The sequence below is a fragment of the Niabella sp. CPT15-335-S11 genome, assembly GCF_058792415.1.
This window is the reverse complement of the sequence record NZ_JBYTEI010000003.1, coordinates 384792-400129: the sequence shown is the minus strand read 5'-3', so window position 1 is coordinate 400129 and position 15338 is coordinate 384792. Positions and strand designations below refer to the sequence as shown.

The window sequence follows — 15338 nt, the reverse complement described above, 5'->3', positions numbered from 1 at the left end:
GCTTCTTCATAATTGAGGTTTAAATTAATACAAATTTATTAACTAACCCTCTGGTCTGAATTTCGGGGAGTATTATACTCAGAATCATCCACAATACTTTTTGTGCCGTGTCCACATGCCAAATCTGCAATCTCACGCACTTCGGTTTCAACTTCTTTAATGTCGTAAAGGTCTGTCATAAAATTACCGTCAACGCTCAAATTTATGATATAAATAGTTATTGAATGCAAATTTGAGCATCTAAAAGTCAGCGAATTAATGTTATACTTTTTAGCTTGTCATAAGGTAAATCCATATTGTAATAATTACCCTGATTAAAAGCTATCCAGGTACACGAATGACGCATCAATGGCTCGTTAGTATCTTATTTTGCTTATTACCTATTTGTTAAACAACTTTTTCGATTTCCAAAATCTATCAGTATTGTCGCATTGTGAGACATGAAATTGGTTATGAGTTATTTATGCAGCCATGATGTAAAACATTAACTTTAAATCCTGTATTAAAAAGTTCGAATTTTGTACCAATGAGGTCGCGAAGTGATCTAAAGCGATACGCGTTGGCGTGTCGCTTTTTTTGCGATAGCAAAAACGGGGGCGAGAAGTTTATCCCGCCGATGCGGGAAGCCCCAGCGGGATCACTTCCAGAGACAAGTCTTTTTTAGACTTGTTCCATTTTTTTTCTTTAACTTGCTGTTATTCTGATAGATACGAACAATCAAAAGCAAACCTTCTTGAAAAATCAGTCCAGTTTATAAGGGGTTAAGACAATGCATGTCCTGTTGAAGTATTTGATGTGTAGCTTTGAGGCGTTGGCTCTTATTAGCTCCTTGCCGGATATTAACGAATAGATACGTGATAGTATTTGATTGTTGACTGCAATTAACACGCTAAGTGAATTGTGTCAATAATGTCGACACATTTAAAAAGTGGCAGAGATTCCAGTTACAAATGAAAAGACAGTTTAAAAATATGTGGCCTAGCCATACCGATGCTTAAAAACGAGAAAATTTCTCAAAATTTGATATTTTTTTAAATTTATTTGTATTTTCGAGAAAATTTCACATAAAGACAGAAGCTATGTTAGTCGAATTTTCAGTTGGCAATTACCTCTCATTTAAAACAAAAACAACCCTTAGTTTGGCTGCAACCTCGATTAAGGAACATGTTGAAACAAATATTTTCTCCACTAAACGGTTGGATTTGTTGAAAGGTGCAGTGATCTATGGTGCAAATGCCGGCGGTAAAAGCAATTTTATCAAAGCTATGTCAACTATGAGACGTTTGGTTTTGCAGTCTTTTGAACAATCATCCACGGATGAACTTGATATTGTTCCTTTCCTGCTAAATACTGAGACGGAGCAAGCAGCTTCCTTTTTCGAGACGGTTTTTATCATCGATAATATCCGCTATAGATATGGATTTGAAGTTGACGATAAGCAGATTCATGCTGAATGGTTGTTTGAGGCCCCTAAAAATGCAGACAGGCCTTTATTTATTCGTGAAGCAGATGGAATCGAAGTGATGAGGAGTTTTCCTGAAGGAAAGGATTTAGAAGAACGGACGAGAGAAAATGCACTATTTCTGGCAGTTGCAGATCAGTTCAATGGTAAGATTGCCAAGAAAATCATGCAATGGTTTAATAACTTAATTACCATATCAGGCTCGAGCCGTGAAGGCTACAAAAGCGTAACTTTTGGTATGCTGGAAAATAAGTACACCAGTGCTACACTGCTTAATTTTTATAAAAAACTAGACTTAGGTTTCGATGATATTAATATCAGCAAGAAACCATTCGACCCCAAAGAACTTCCAAGTGACATGCCTGAGGGTTTATTCAAGCAGTTGGTTACGGATTTAGAAGGCGCACTCAGAATTGATATTAAAACGATCCACAGAAAATACAATGCCAAGGGCAAGCCTGTAGGTAATGTAGAATTTGATATGCGAAGCCAGGAATCTTCCGGCACCAATAAGCTCTTCAACATCTCCGGGCCTATTTTCGATGTGTTAAATGATGGCGGCGTGTTGGTAACAGATGAATTAGATGCAAGTCTTCACCCGTTATTGACACTCGCTGTCACTAAGCTTTTCAGCTCCAGAGAATTTAATCAGAATAACGCACAGTTGGTTTTTGCCACACACGACACCAATCTATTGTATTACGGTAACTACCGGAGAGATCAGATCTATTTCGTTGAGAAAGATACCTACGGTGCGTCTGAAATGTACTCATTAGTAGAGTATAAAGAAGAAGGGAAAACTATCCGTAAAGACCGTTCGTTCGAAAAAGATTACATTGAAGGTCGTTATGGCGCTATTCCGTTTATTGGGAACTTATCAAATGTTGTAACGGAATGGCAAGAAAAATAAAAGTCCCCAACGAACGCTTAAAGCGGTTTGCAAGGGAAGAACATAAGCGAAAAAAAGATATTGACACTATGCAATAACTATATATCTCATGAACTACGAAAAAGCCTTATCCTTTTATAAAAATGACAAGACCCTTCAGCTACTTCGGGCAGAGCACTTCCCGTTGTTAGTTGCTTTCTTTCATTTGGCATTCAAGCAGCAAGACAGGATTTCGTATTTGCAGAGTGAATTGCAAAGTCTTTTAGGAGACTATATTTATGCACTCCAACGGCAGGGTATCAATGATTACGGAAAATCAGCTGTGGATTATTTACAGAAATGGGCTGAACAGGGATATCTGCGGAGGTATTACGAAAGTGCCGACGAACCAGTTTATGAACTCTCCCCCGCTACAGAAAATGCCTTAAAATGGTTGGAAGATCTAAATAAACAACAGTTTATAGGTACCCATAGCCGTCTCATACAGTTCTTCCATTTACTACAACAGATTGTCAATACAACCTCCGGTCCCTACGAACGTATCCAGCAGCTAGAGGATGAACGTAATAAAATTGATAAGGAAATCGAGCAGATCAGACAGGGGAATTTTTCCAAGCCATCCAATACCCAGGTCAAAGAAAATTATTTTCTGGCAGAAGAAACAGCAAGAAGGTTGCTGTCTGATTTTCGACAGGTGGAAGAAAACTTTAGAGAGCTGGATACACAAACCCGGCAGACGATCATCAAGAGCAGTCTCGCAAAAGCAGACCTTTTGGACAATGTATTTCAGCAACAGGATTACCTCTCGAGTACCGACCAGGGAAAAAGCTTTAAAACTTTCTGGGAGTTTTTGATGAGCGAGCAAATGCAGGAAGAACTGGAACAGCTACTAGAAAAGATCAACAGCATACCCGCAATCATGGAAATCAAAAAAGAACAGACGGTGGACAGGATAAAAGCAAATCTCGTGGATGCCGGAGACAAAGTAAATCGCAGTAATGATGGTTTAATAGAACAACTCAGGAAGTTTGTGGAACAAAAGAACCTCTCGGAAAGCAGACATATCCTTCAGAGCATCGAAAAGATAGAAAGCCTTTTGTTGGAACATAAAGAAACGATAGACCAGCAAGCCGTCTGGATGGAAACCGATGACCTTTTTAAACCATCGTTTACAATGGATCGTCCGCTTTTTAACCCTCCGGTAAAAGCTGTCTTTGAAAATACGGCTATCGAAGACGGTTGGGCCGAAGCGGACACAGACATCCTGTTTGAACAATTTTATGTGGATATAGACCTGCTGAGAAACAACGTGAGATCCTTATTGAAAAACAGATCACAGATCGCACTTTCTGATTTATTAGACCATTACAAACCTACTAAAGGGGTTACCGAAATATTAGGTTATATGCAGATCGCTACCAATGAGGGAAAACACGTAGTGAACCGGGATCAACTCGAGTATCTGACCATCGAGAACACGGGCAGCGGGAAAAAGTACCGTATGCAAACGCCGGTCATCATTTTTAACCGATAAACAATATGGAACATAAATATTCGCTAAGTCTCATTGCCCTGCTAAAAGGAATTGTGTACAATCACCAAAAAGAGGTATGGGAAAACTTACTGCACTACGAACCCGATATCAAAAAATATTTCGTCCCCATCGGTCTTGAATTGTTTTTGGATAAAAGCGAAGGTTATGCTTTTCTCAGGCAAAAAGAATGGGAAGAAGATGAGTTGCAACTGCCAAAGCTGGCGGAAAAACGACAGCTCAATTTTATGACTTCATTAGTGTGTATTGTGTTAAGAAAATATTTGCTTGAGCATGATGCCCAGGGAGGATCTGTACGTTCGATAATCAGCGAACAGGAGATCATCAGCCGAACAAAGGTGTTTTTGCCGAATGCAAGTGATGAAGCCAAACAGCAGGAAAAGATCACAACCACCATAAACCGCGTACTTGAGATAGGCTTCTTGAGAAAGCTGGAAGGTCAGGAAAAAAACTATGAGATTCACCGCATTATCAAGGGCTTTGTAAATGCCGATGTGATAGACGATACATTGAAAAGGTTCCGGGGCTATGCGGCGGAAAAACAGGCAACAGAATAAAAAGTTAACTATCAAATATGTAAATAGATGAACGAACCTACAGCTCCTTCCAACCTTCCCTTATTCCGCGCTATTGCCGATATAATTACCGCTGCAAAAGCAGCGGCATACAGAAATACTAATACTATTTTATTGAAAATGTATTGGGAAATCGGCCAGTTGATCATTGAAGATGAGCAGCACGGAGAAAACAGAGCCGAATATGGCAAAAATGTACTGAAAAACCTAGCTGAACAATTAACAATTGAGTTCGGCAAAGGCTTCAATGAGCGAAATCTCAATAACATGAGAGCCTTTTTCTTTGCTTTCCCAATTTGGAACGCAGTGCGTACCGAATTGAGTTGGACTCATTATCGGATCATTAGCCGAATAGAAAATCAGGAGCTTAGGCTCCAATATATTATTCACAGTATCGAAGGCAACTGGAATACCCGTACATTACAGCGAAATATTGACAGCCAATACCTGGGACGCTTGCTGAAAGTGCCCGATGGAGGAACGAGCGAAAAGCCGGAAACGAATCATTTCATCAAAGACCCTTATATTTTTGAATTTCTGGGATTGCCGGCAGACAATAAACAAACCGAAAGCCGGATAGAAACCGCCTTGATCAACCACCTTCAGCAATTTCTGATGGAGTTGGGAAAAGGATTTGCTTTCGTGGCACGCCAGCAACATATTGTGACGGATACATCGGATTTTTTTATAGATCTTGTCTTTTACAACTATTATTTAAAATGTTTTGTACTGCTTGACTTGAAAACGCATAAGCTTTCTCATGAAGCAATCGGTCAAATGGATATGTATGTGCGCATGTACAACGACCTTAAAAAAGGTGCTGATGATAATCCCACTTTAGGTATTATTCTATGTACCGAAAAAGATGAAACAATAGTAAAATATTCGGTTCTTGCAGAAAATGAAAAATTGTTCGCCAGCAAATATCGTCTTTATCTGCCTGATGAGGAGGAGCTGAAACAGTTAATCAATAATGATAGAGTACGACTGGATCTGGACGAGGAAGATATGTAACCATTAACACGGAGAATTATGAGTGACCTTTTTGATAATATAAATTTCCAGATGTCCGGTTTTCGGCTTCAATATTTGGAAGTACTCAACTGGGGTACATTCAACAAAGTTCGCTGGCAAATACAACCCAACGGACATAATGCTTTGCTGACCGGAGATATCGGTTCGGGTAAATCTACCCTGGTTGACGCTCTGACCTGCCTTTTGGTACCGCATAATAAGATTGTTTTTAATAAGGCTGCCGGGGCCGAAGGAAAGGAGCGTAACCTATTGAGCTATGTGAGGGGCGAGTATAAAAAGGAAAAAGAAGAGATCACCAAGATAGCCAAGAAAGTGTATCTACGGTCGGATGACAATACCTATACGGTAGTGATCGGAAATTTTCATAATGAAGGATATAATGAAAATATCTGCCTAGCTCAGTTTTTTTGGATAGGCAAAGAAGGCAAAGTAGAGAAACTGCTTATTATAGGAGCGGTACCATTGACGATTAAAGATCACTTTGGAAACTTTACAGATATAAATGATCTGAGGAAAAAACTCCGCAATACGGAGGGAGTGCAACTGTTCAACGAGAACTTCTCCCAATATAGCGAACATTTTCGAAGGCTTTTTGGCATGAACAGCGATAAGGCTATTGACCTGTTTTATCAAACCGTTTCGATGAAATCCGTAAGCAGCCTTACTGATTTTGTCCGTGAACAAATGTTGGAGAAGACCGATGTCAAAGAACAGATCATAACATTGCTGAAACGGTTTGATGACCTTAATAAAGCCCATGCTGCTGTGGTTCATACCAGGGAGCAATATTTGATATTGAAACCACTAACCGAAGCCTGTATCGAGTACGGAAAAGTTACCCGCGAGATAGAGGACATCGAATCCATGCTGGAAGTGATGCCGGTATGGTTCGCTGAAAAGAAATGGGGACTATTGGAGCAGGCTATTGAAGATGCCGGCAATGAATTGGAAAAGGTCATGCAGCAACAGCAACGTATGGTAGAGGAACTGGACAACCTGGAAAGCAGAAGGCAAACGATTATACAGGATATTGCCAGCAACGGCGGAAAAAGAATAGAGCAGATTGCCGGAGAGATCAAACGGCATGAGCAGGATAAGGAAACCAAGCAAAAGGAATTTGACGATTATGAACGCCTTGCGCTGCAAGCAGGCCTGAATGGCGTACAGAATGAAAGTGAATTTGAGGAAAACATTAAGAAGGCAAAGGAACTTGACGAACAATGTGGACAGTTTGAAGAGAAGATTCGTGAGCAGCGGGACAATCAGGTAACAGAATTACGCAAACAGGAAACAGAATACCGACTGGAGCTAAAAGAGCTTCAATCCTTAAAAGAACGAAAAACACAGATTCCGGCATGGCTTGTCGGTTTTCGTTCGCAATTATGTGATGATTTGCGCATTGATGAAGAAGACCTGCCTTTCGCAGGGGAACTCTTGAAAGTGAATGAAGATGAAACTGCATGGGAAGGCGCGATAGAAAAACTGCTGCACGATGTTGGCATCAGCTTCCTGGTGCCTAAAAATCATTATAGGAGCGTCAGCACTTATGTAAATAACAACCCATTAAAAAGTGCTGACGGACGTGGTATCAAACTCACTTACCTGGAGGCTGATTTGTATAACAACAACAGCCGCATAATTAAGGAACTGGATCAGGACAGTATCGCCTATAAAATGGACATCAAGCCTGAAACACCTTTTTACGATTGGCTGGAAGTCTATATACAGCGGAGTTTCGGAGACTACATTTGCACCGACGTAACCGGTTTACAACACGTACCTTTTGGTATTACCCAACAAGGTTTGATTAAAAGCAGCCGTATACGACATACAAAGGATGACCGCAAACGTATTGATGACAGGCGTAACTATGTGCTGGGATGGAGCAATACGGAAAAAATAAAGGCACTGGAAGCTTCTGTTGATAAACTGGAGAAAAAGATAAATGACCTAAGATCGCAACTTAACAATATTGAAGAGCAAGAGAAGAAAAACAAAGAGCAAAAGCAACTCTTGGGCTTGTTACTTTATGTCAGAGACTTTTCCCGAATCAACTGGCAGTATCACGTTGGGAAAATCTATGAGCTGGAGCAGGAACGCAACGAATTGCTAAATAACAACGATGTTCTCGCGCAATTGCAACGCAATAAGAGCCAGGTCGATCAGCAGATCAGTGAAAGCAAAACAAAAGAAACACAATTAACGGAAAAAATAGGAGGTCTGAAAACGACCATTAAAAATTATGAGGATCAGCAACAAAGCGCATATCAACAAAAGGAACTATTAGCGAACCACTTAAAAGAAAAATGGTACCCGTTAATTGAACTAAAACTTACAGAAATAAAGATCACGCTAAGAGGGATAGATAACAGGCAGGAAGAATTCCGCAAACAGTTTCAGGGAGAAAATGGTGAATTACGGAAACTTAGGGGGCGGCAAATGGGATATCGCTCATCCATTGAGAAAAAGATGCGGGAAATCAAGGAACATTCCAGGGCAGAATACAGTGAGATCACAGAAAGCATAGATGCGCGGGCAGAGTATATTAAAAAGTTTGAACAGTTGGTTTCGGAAGATTTAAAGCGTCATGAAGAACGTTTCAAAGAAGAGCTGAACAAGAATGTGATCAACAGTATTGCGGTATTCGACAGTCAGCTACAGAAACATGAAACCGATATCAAGCAAAAAATACGTACCATCAACCAGCATCTTTCCGAGATAGTATACAATGCTTCGCAGGACACCTATATAACCATTTTGATGGACGCCACTGCCAATAAAGAAATACGTCTTTTCAGGGAAGAGCTTAAGAAGTGTTACATCCATTCGTTCAGCAGTAATAATGATTTATATACGGAAGAAAAGTACGAACAGATCAAACGCATTTTAGATCGCTTCGCAAGTATGGAAAATATAGACCGCGACTGGACTTCAACCGTTACCGATGTACGCCAATGGTTTGAATTTAATGCCAGCGAACGTTTTCGGCTGGATAACAGTGAAAAGGAATTTTACGAGGGTTCCGGCGGTAAGAGCGGTGGTCAGAAAGAAAAACTGGCCTATACCATTCTGGCCAGCGCATTGGCCTATCAGTTCGGACTGCAATTCGGGGAGAGCAAAAGCCGGAGTTTTCGCTTTGTGGTCATTGATGAAGCTTTTGGCAGAGGTAGCGATGAAAGTACACGTTATGGACTCGAACTGTTTAAAAAGCTCAATCTCCAACTGCTTATTGTTACCCCATTGCAAAAAATACATGTGATAGAAGGGCACGTAAACTCCTTTCATTTTGTCAGCAACCGGGAAGGTAACAACTCACAGGTTAGCAATTTTACAAAAGAAGAATATGAAACTGAACGGGATAGGCATAACGGTGTCTTTCAAAATACTATTGAGCTATGATTAGCCCGACCGAAATAAAAACGCAAGCTTTAAAATGGTGGAAGCCATTGTTACAGAGCTATATTCAGGACGAGCTGTTTTTCCCCAAAAACATAGATCGTATTGGGAAAGTCAAATCCAGTCATGTTATTGCAAGATTTGAGATTCTGCAACAGGAAATTGAAGAGCTATACCGTTATTCTAAAAATGATACAGGAGCAGGTTACCTGGTGAAAATCGCCGGACGAAATTTCAGGCGATCGGGTAGCCACGAATTGCCTGATGCTATTGTTTTTGAAACGGTTGAAGATTATGTGGCCTTCACCGGTAAAAAAAAGGAATGGAAACTCTTCCTGTCCAACTATGAGAAAATAATAGCTAATATTCCTCAACTAAAAGATTGGGCATTGCCTAACTGCGTGTGGCTAACAGATGCACAAAATAACTGGGAGGGTATACTCAAAGTATGCCATTATTTTTTGAACAATCCAAGACCTAACCTGTACCTGCGACAGTTGCCCATAGCTGTTCATACAAAATTTATTGAAGACAATGTAGCGATTATCCAGTCAATACTTGATTTTCTTATTCCGCACCATATCCGTAATCATCAGCAGAAGCGATTTGCAGAGCGATATTTTCTAAAATATGACGAACCTCTTATCAGGATGCGCATGCTGGATACATGTCTGACCCGCTTTGGCAATTTCTCTGATATTAGTATACCGCTTACAGATTTTGAAAAGCTGGATTTGCCAGCAGGGAATGTCCTGATTACAGAGAACAAGATGAATTTTCTTACATTACCGGCCATGCCTTCCGCCATTGCTGTTTGGAGCGGTGGCGGATTTAAGGTCAGCTATCTCAGAAATGTTTCCTGGCTGAAAGAGAAACATATTTTTTATTGGGGGGATATTGATGAGCATGGTTTTCAAATGCTACACCAGTTACGGAGTTATTATCCGAATACACAAAGCATAATGATGGATTATAAAACTTTTGAGCATTTTTCGGAATTTGCAGTCGTAGGGGCACGCAACAAATCTGAAAAGCTGTCATTATTAAATGATGAAGAACGTAAACTTTTTGAACATTTAAAACTCATAGATAAAAGTAGGTTAGAGCAGGAAAAAATCTCTCAGAAGTATGTCGAAAAATATTTAAAAACTGCATTGACAGGAAAATTCATGACACTGTCTCATAAAGTGGATATGCAAAAACAAACAGATGCATAACTCATAAAAATTTAACCCAATCGTCCATGCCCTCGCTCAATGCAAATCCGAAACAACAGCAAACTGCAATCGTATTATTGCTCCTGCTGAACACGGCGGTATTGTTGTTTCATTTGACCATCGTTTTCAAAATCGTTCCCTATAATATAGCCTGGGGCGGCAGACTAAAAACCGACAACGAAATGTATGTATTCGAAGCGGTATCCATCCTGATCAATCTGCTTTTCAGTGTCACCTTGCTGGTTAAGGGAAGTTTTATCAAACCGATATTTTCTCCGAAAGCAGTGCGAATATTATTATGGGTATTTTTCGTCATATATTCGCTCAACACAATCGGCAATCTTTTTGCTGTAACCCGTTTTGAAAAATATTTTGCCGGGGTGACCTTTCTTTTCGCCTTCCTGATCACCGTGGTACTGCGAAGAAAAAACAAACCAGTGGATACTGTTGCTTAGCATCCACTGGTGACGCTGGATACCAGCCTCGGAATTTTTTCATCTTCCGTTGCCGATATCATCACGGGGCTGCTGTTGTATCTCTTCAGCTATCTTGTCTATCTCAATGATGTGATGGAACAACTGGGGGGACAGGTTGCCGCTGCGAAAGTAGCAATGGCAAGGCTTTCATCTTTCAGGAAGTAGCGGCCAGGAAACCGATTGAGAAAACCGAACAACTGCTTACGTTGGCTGACAGCAATAACCTGACTGACAAAAATCCAATCCAGAAGTTTTTTTTATGAAGAGATTGTTAAAAAATCAGTAGTATGACCATCTCAAAAAAAAAAAGTAAAAAAAATTTGCGAAACCAAAAGGGTGCACTTATATTTGCAACTGATTGGTTTCATAATTAAAAGTATTGGAATAATGAGAAGGGATATTTTTCAGGCGATAGCCGACCCTACAAGAAGGACGATCATCGCGCTGATTGCAGTCCAGGCTATGACACCCAACGCCATTGCCGAGCATTTCGACACGACCCGGCAGTCGGTCTCCAAACACCTGCGTATCCTGACAGAGTGCGAACTCATCAAACAGGAGCAAAAAGGCAGGGAAATTTATTATCAGCTTGAAATTGATAAGATGAAAGAAATAGACGAATGGCTGGAGCAGTTCCGAAAAATCTGGGAAACACGTTTCAACCAGCTTGACGACTTATTCACAACCCTTAAAAAACAGAAAAAATGAACAGCAATTTATTATTTGACTTCATTGTCAACAAAGAGAACAAGACCATTCACATCACCCGTGAATTTGATGCCAGCCTTGAACTGGTGTGGCAGGCATGGACAACTCCGGAATTGCTCGACCAATGGTGGGGGCCTCAACCCTGGAGAGCAGAAACGAAGAAGATGGATTTTCGGATAGGCGGCTTCTGGCTCTACGCTATGGTAAGTCCCGAAGGTGAAAAACAGTGGGCCAGAACCGATTTCGTTTCCATTGTAAAGGAAACGTCATTTGCGTCTAAAGGTGGGTTTAGCGATGAAAACGGTGTTCTAAATCCTGCGTTTCCGCAAAACTTATGGGAAAATAGGTTTCTGCAAGGAGATGATAAAACCCGGGTAGAGATACTGTTGACCTACGATACTCTTTCGGATCTGGAAAAAGAAATCGAAATGGGCTTTAAGGAAGGTATGACCATAGATTTCCAACAATTGGATCAACTGCTATCGAAGCTCGGCACTAACTGAATAGTCCTGCATTTTTACGCTGATCAACCTCATCATGTATCCTGCTGCAGTGAATGGCGTTAAAAGTAATTTCGGGTGCGGGGTGATTTTTTTTAGTCTCTGGGATTAATGTTATGGAGCAGCACTATTACTGTTCCATAACATTAAAATATCTAAAAAATGAGGAAGTCATCAATTTTAGTGGGTGCGCTTGCATTAAGCGCAATTACAATGGGCGCCGTTCCGGCATTCGCAAACCTAAGAACAACTTCCGCCAATGGCGTCACGGTATTAGATGCCAAATGTGGCGACAAAAAGGCTGACAGTACCAAGACCAGCGATGCAAAATGCGGCGACAAAAAAGCTGAAATGAAAAAAGCTAAAACTAAAGACGGCAAATGCGGCGAGGGTAAATGCGGGGGGAAAAGCAGCAAAAAAGGCGCTAAAGAACAAGCAAGAGCCCAAAAGTAGCCTGACAACTAATTTCCTTATCCCGGTAGGAAATCGGTGTTGTACAATGCCGATTTCTTGCTTTTTTAAAACGCAGCATCATGGTAGGTATTGGTTATCGAAAAGATTTTGCGGATGAGTTTTTAAGCTCAGCGGTTTTGAAGCCGGACTTCATAGAAGTAGCCCCTGAAAACTGGATGGGGATTGGCGGCTACTGGAAAAGGGAGTTGAAAAAAGTGCTTGAAAAGTACCCCCTTTACTGTCATGGGCTTTCCTTATCGGTAGGCAGCCCGGAAGGTATCGAGGTCGATTTCGTTAAGAAGGTAAAAGCCTTTTTAGACGAAACGCAAGCGGTTCTGTATTCCGAACACCTTACCTTTTCCAAAGTAGATAATGCGCATTTGTACGACCTGCTGCCTATTCCCTTTACACAGGAAGCTATAGACAGGGTTTCAGAAAACATCCTAAAAGTGCAGGATATATTAGGCAGAAGATTGATATTAGAAAACGGGAGTTATTATACCGTTTTAAAAGCCGAAATGTCGGAGGAAGATTTCGTAAACGAAATAGTGAACAGAACAGATTGCGAGTTGCTGCTGGACGTGAACAATGTGTATGTAAACTCTTTTAACCACCACTATGATGCCCGCAAGTTCATTTCCAAAATGCCCTTGGACAAAGTAAAATACATCCATATGGCAGGGCATTTACAGGTAAATAACAAGCTGATTATCGATACACACGGAGCGGATATAATCGGCGCTGTTTTCGATCTGTTCAGCTACACGATCGCGAAATTAAACAGGGATGTTCCGGTACTCCTGGAGCGTGATTTTAACATACCGGAATTGTCGGAACTGCAGACGGAAATTAATGAACTTAGAAGCATCAAAGAAAATATTTTAAAACCGGAAAATCATGCAGCTATCAGAGAATAAAACCTTTTCGCTGCAAACTGACCTGGGGTTGTTTTGCAGAACAGGTATGAACGAGCCGCCGACCAGCATACAGGAGCATACCTTTCATTACCGGAGACTGGTGTTTAACGTAGTAAAAGACACTTTAAGATCTGCCTTTCCTATTGCAAGGAAAGTGGTTGGCAAAAAAATATGGAAGGCGGCGGTTGTTCATTTCTTTGAAAACCACAAGTGCCAAACGCCCCATGTGTGGCAGTTGCCCCAGGAATTCAGCGAGTATTACCAGCATCATGATTTTCCCACCGACAAAGCCGTTCCATTCTTAAAGGAACTTCTGCAATACGAATGGCTCGAAATAGAAGTTTTTATGATGGAAGACCTGCCCATTACACCCTTTAAGCAAACGGCTAAAGCAGAGGACGCCATTTATGTGCCGAACCCAGAAATAAAAATATTAGCCCTGTATTATCCGGTACATATAAAAGATGCCAAAAAGATTGTGGAAGAAGACAAGGGACAATACTTTGTATCTATCCATAGGGATTATTATACAAAGCAGGTAAGGTTCAACGACCTGTCATACCCCTTTGTAGAAATATTGATTGAAATGAATGAAAGGGGACTGACAAAGAATGATCTGGTAAGGATACTGATGAAATACGAATCCGATATAAATATCGTAATGAATGGACTGAATGAATTTGAACAGTTTGCTTTTGCAAACAACCTCGTACTCGGATATAAAAGGTAACAGACAACTATAAGCTAAAAATGAATTTTTAGAAAACATTCTTTAAATGAAACTAATCGACAAATACTACGGTGGCACATATAGGTTAAAAGACCTGTCCCTGCTGTTTATCCGCTTAATCTTAGCCTACGGTTTTCTTAATCCTGCCCTGATGAAAGTTAAGGATATAAGCAGCATCGCGGAATGGTTTGAGAGCATTCATATACCCCTGCCGTTGCTGAGCGCATACCTGGTTGCCGGCACAGAAATACTTGGTGTCATTTTGCTCACGTTGGGGCTGTTCAGCCGCATCATTTCAATTCCTTTAATCATTACCTTGATTGTAGCTATTGCTACCGTTCATTGGAGCAACGGATTTGAAGCAGGTGAAAACGGTTTTGAAATTCCTTTGTACTACATCATCATGCTCATCGCCCTGATTGCATTCGGCCCCGGCAAATTCAGCGTGGATTATTTGCTTGAGCGAAGAAAAAGCAGAGGAATTGAATGCAGCGAAGCATTCGTATAAGCCGGTGCTTGCCTTTCCGAGAATATGAAGCCCTAGGCGGATTGGCAACCTCGAGGCGCTCAATCATTGTACCGCTGTAGGAACGGGGCCACTTGTAACCAACCCGGATTTTAGTGGGAGAGTATTTTAAAATGAAACAAGAAACTGCCTATTCTGGCGTTTTGTCAACTAATTGAACCATTTTGCAGGGTAAACGTTATATAGGACAATTAAAAGCTGAACTTTAAACGCAAGGCTTAAAGAATAAGAATAAATCAAAAATTCATTATGGACTTAGAAAAAATATTTAATGCGGGATTACCCTATCAGGCATATCGTGAGCAGATTGATAAACTTGTCGCAGAAAATAAAACGACAGGCAATGATCAGCGCAGCGAGCTGGTTGACTTTACCAGACTGAATGTTCAGCGAATGAACAGAATAGACAAGACGGTCTTTTTAACGGAGCAGCAATTAAAGGAAGCAGAAGCGAGCGGCAAAAGCTTCAAATGGCTGTTAATTGCCGATGGGTGGTGCGGGGATTGCGCCCAAATTACACCCATTGTTCACAAAGTGGCGGAAGCTACAAAAGGCAAAGTGCAATTGCGGATAGTCTCACGGGATATGTTCCCCGAGCTCATTGAGGAATTTACAACAGACGGGTCTAAATCTACACCCGAGCTAATTGTTTTGGATAACGACACGGTTAGCGTGGTGCTTAGCACCTGGGGCCCACGTCCCGAACCTGCACAACGGATTATGCTGAACTGGAAGGCGCACAAGGACACGATCACATGGGAAGAATTTGAAGAGAGCCTACATTTGTGGTACACAAAAGACAAAGGTGCAACGACCATTGGGGAATTGTTGAACGTGCTGAAGATATCCTCAAAAGTTCATCAAAGAAGCGAAGCTAATTCTCCTTCGCAATAGAAAATGAA

15 protein-coding genes are annotated in these 15338 nt (G+C 41.0%); all 15 read left to right on the top strand.

Going from position 1 to position 15338, the window contains the following annotated elements; genetic code table 11:
* The first annotated feature begins 1079 nt into the window (after positions 1 to 1079).
* The 15 genes from AC3WS5_RS12730 to AC3WS5_RS12660 all read left to right on the top strand — a co-directional run bounded on the left by AC3WS5_RS12730 (position 1080) and on the right by AC3WS5_RS12660 (position 15330).
* Positions 1080 to 2372: an AAA family ATPase gene (locus AC3WS5_RS12730; protein ID WP_492467769.1), complete on the top strand. Its 1293-nt coding sequence runs from the start codon at positions 1080 to 1082 to the stop codon at positions 2370 to 2372.
* A gap of 88 nt (positions 2373 to 2460) precedes the next feature.
* Positions 2461 to 3885, top strand: a complete 1425-nt coding sequence (locus AC3WS5_RS12725) for a DUF3375 domain-containing protein (RefSeq protein ID WP_492467768.1) — start codon at positions 2461 to 2463, stop codon at positions 3883 to 3885.
* 5 nt (positions 3886 to 3890) lie between these two features.
* On the top strand, positions 3891 to 4460 hold the full coding sequence (locus tag AC3WS5_RS12720; protein WP_492467767.1) for a DUF4194 domain-containing protein: 570 nt from the start codon (positions 3891 to 3893) through the stop codon (positions 4458 to 4460).
* A 27-nt stretch (positions 4461 to 4487) separates the two neighbouring features.
* Positions 4488 to 5492: a PDDEXK nuclease domain-containing protein gene (locus tag AC3WS5_RS12715; protein ID WP_492467766.1), complete on the top strand. Its 1005-nt coding sequence runs from the start codon at positions 4488 to 4490 to the stop codon at positions 5490 to 5492.
* Between the two features lie 18 nt (positions 5493 to 5510).
* Positions 5511 to 8912: an ATP-binding protein gene (locus tag AC3WS5_RS12710; protein ID WP_492467765.1), complete on the top strand. Its 3402-nt coding sequence runs from the start codon at positions 5511 to 5513 to the stop codon at positions 8910 to 8912.
* Positions 8909 to 10126, top strand: coding sequence for a Wadjet anti-phage system protein JetD domain-containing protein (locus AC3WS5_RS12705; protein WP_492467764.1), 1218 nt, complete (start codon positions 8909 to 8911; stop codon positions 10124 to 10126). Before AC3WS5_RS12710 ends, AC3WS5_RS12705 begins: the two co-directional genes overlap by 4 nt.
* Before the next feature lie 26 nt (positions 10127 to 10152).
* Positions 10153 to 10581: a hypothetical protein gene (locus tag AC3WS5_RS12700; RefSeq protein ID WP_492467763.1), complete on the top strand. Its 429-nt coding sequence runs from the start codon at positions 10153 to 10155 to the stop codon at positions 10579 to 10581.
* Positions 10582 to 10590: 9 nt separating this feature from the next.
* Positions 10591 to 10767 carry a hypothetical protein gene (locus tag AC3WS5_RS12695; protein ID WP_492467762.1) on the top strand — a complete coding sequence of 59 codons (177 nt, stop codon included), beginning with the start codon at positions 10591 to 10593 and terminating at the stop codon, positions 10765 to 10767.
* A 222-nt stretch (positions 10768 to 10989) separates the two neighbouring features.
* Positions 10990 to 11310, top strand: coding sequence for an ArsR/SmtB family transcription factor (locus AC3WS5_RS12690; RefSeq protein WP_492467761.1), 321 nt, complete (start codon positions 10990 to 10992; stop codon positions 11308 to 11310).
* On the top strand, positions 11307 to 11813 hold the full coding sequence (locus tag AC3WS5_RS12685; RefSeq protein WP_492467760.1) for an SRPBCC family protein: 507 nt from the start codon (positions 11307 to 11309) through the stop codon (positions 11811 to 11813). Before AC3WS5_RS12690 ends, AC3WS5_RS12685 begins: the two co-directional genes overlap by 4 nt.
* 159 nt (positions 11814 to 11972) lie before the next feature.
* Positions 11973 to 12263 carry an HvfA family oxazolone/thioamide-modified RiPP metallophore gene (locus AC3WS5_RS12680; protein WP_492467759.1) on the top strand — a complete coding sequence of 97 codons (291 nt, stop codon included), beginning with the start codon at positions 11973 to 11975 and terminating at the stop codon, positions 12261 to 12263.
* Positions 12264 to 12343: 80 nt separating this feature from the next.
* Positions 12344 to 13180, top strand: a complete 837-nt coding sequence (locus AC3WS5_RS12675) for an HvfB family MNIO-type RiPP peptide maturase (RefSeq protein WP_492467758.1) — start codon at positions 12344 to 12346, stop codon at positions 13178 to 13180.
* Complete coding sequence (locus AC3WS5_RS12670; RefSeq protein ID WP_492467757.1) at positions 13161 to 13910, top strand: HvfC/BufC N-terminal domain-containing protein; 750 nt, start codon at positions 13161 to 13163, stop codon at positions 13908 to 13910. Before AC3WS5_RS12675 ends, AC3WS5_RS12670 begins: the two co-directional genes overlap by 20 nt.
* 46 nt (positions 13911 to 13956) lie before the next feature.
* On the top strand, positions 13957 to 14418 hold the full coding sequence (locus AC3WS5_RS12665; RefSeq protein ID WP_492467756.1) for an HvfX family Cu-binding RiPP maturation protein: 462 nt from the start codon (positions 13957 to 13959) through the stop codon (positions 14416 to 14418).
* 267 nt (positions 14419 to 14685) lie between these two features.
* Entirely contained in the window at positions 14686 to 15330 is a 645-nt protein-coding gene (locus tag AC3WS5_RS12660; RefSeq protein ID WP_492467755.1) for a thioredoxin family protein, read from the top strand.
* The last annotated feature ends 8 nt before the right edge of the window (positions 15331 to 15338 follow it).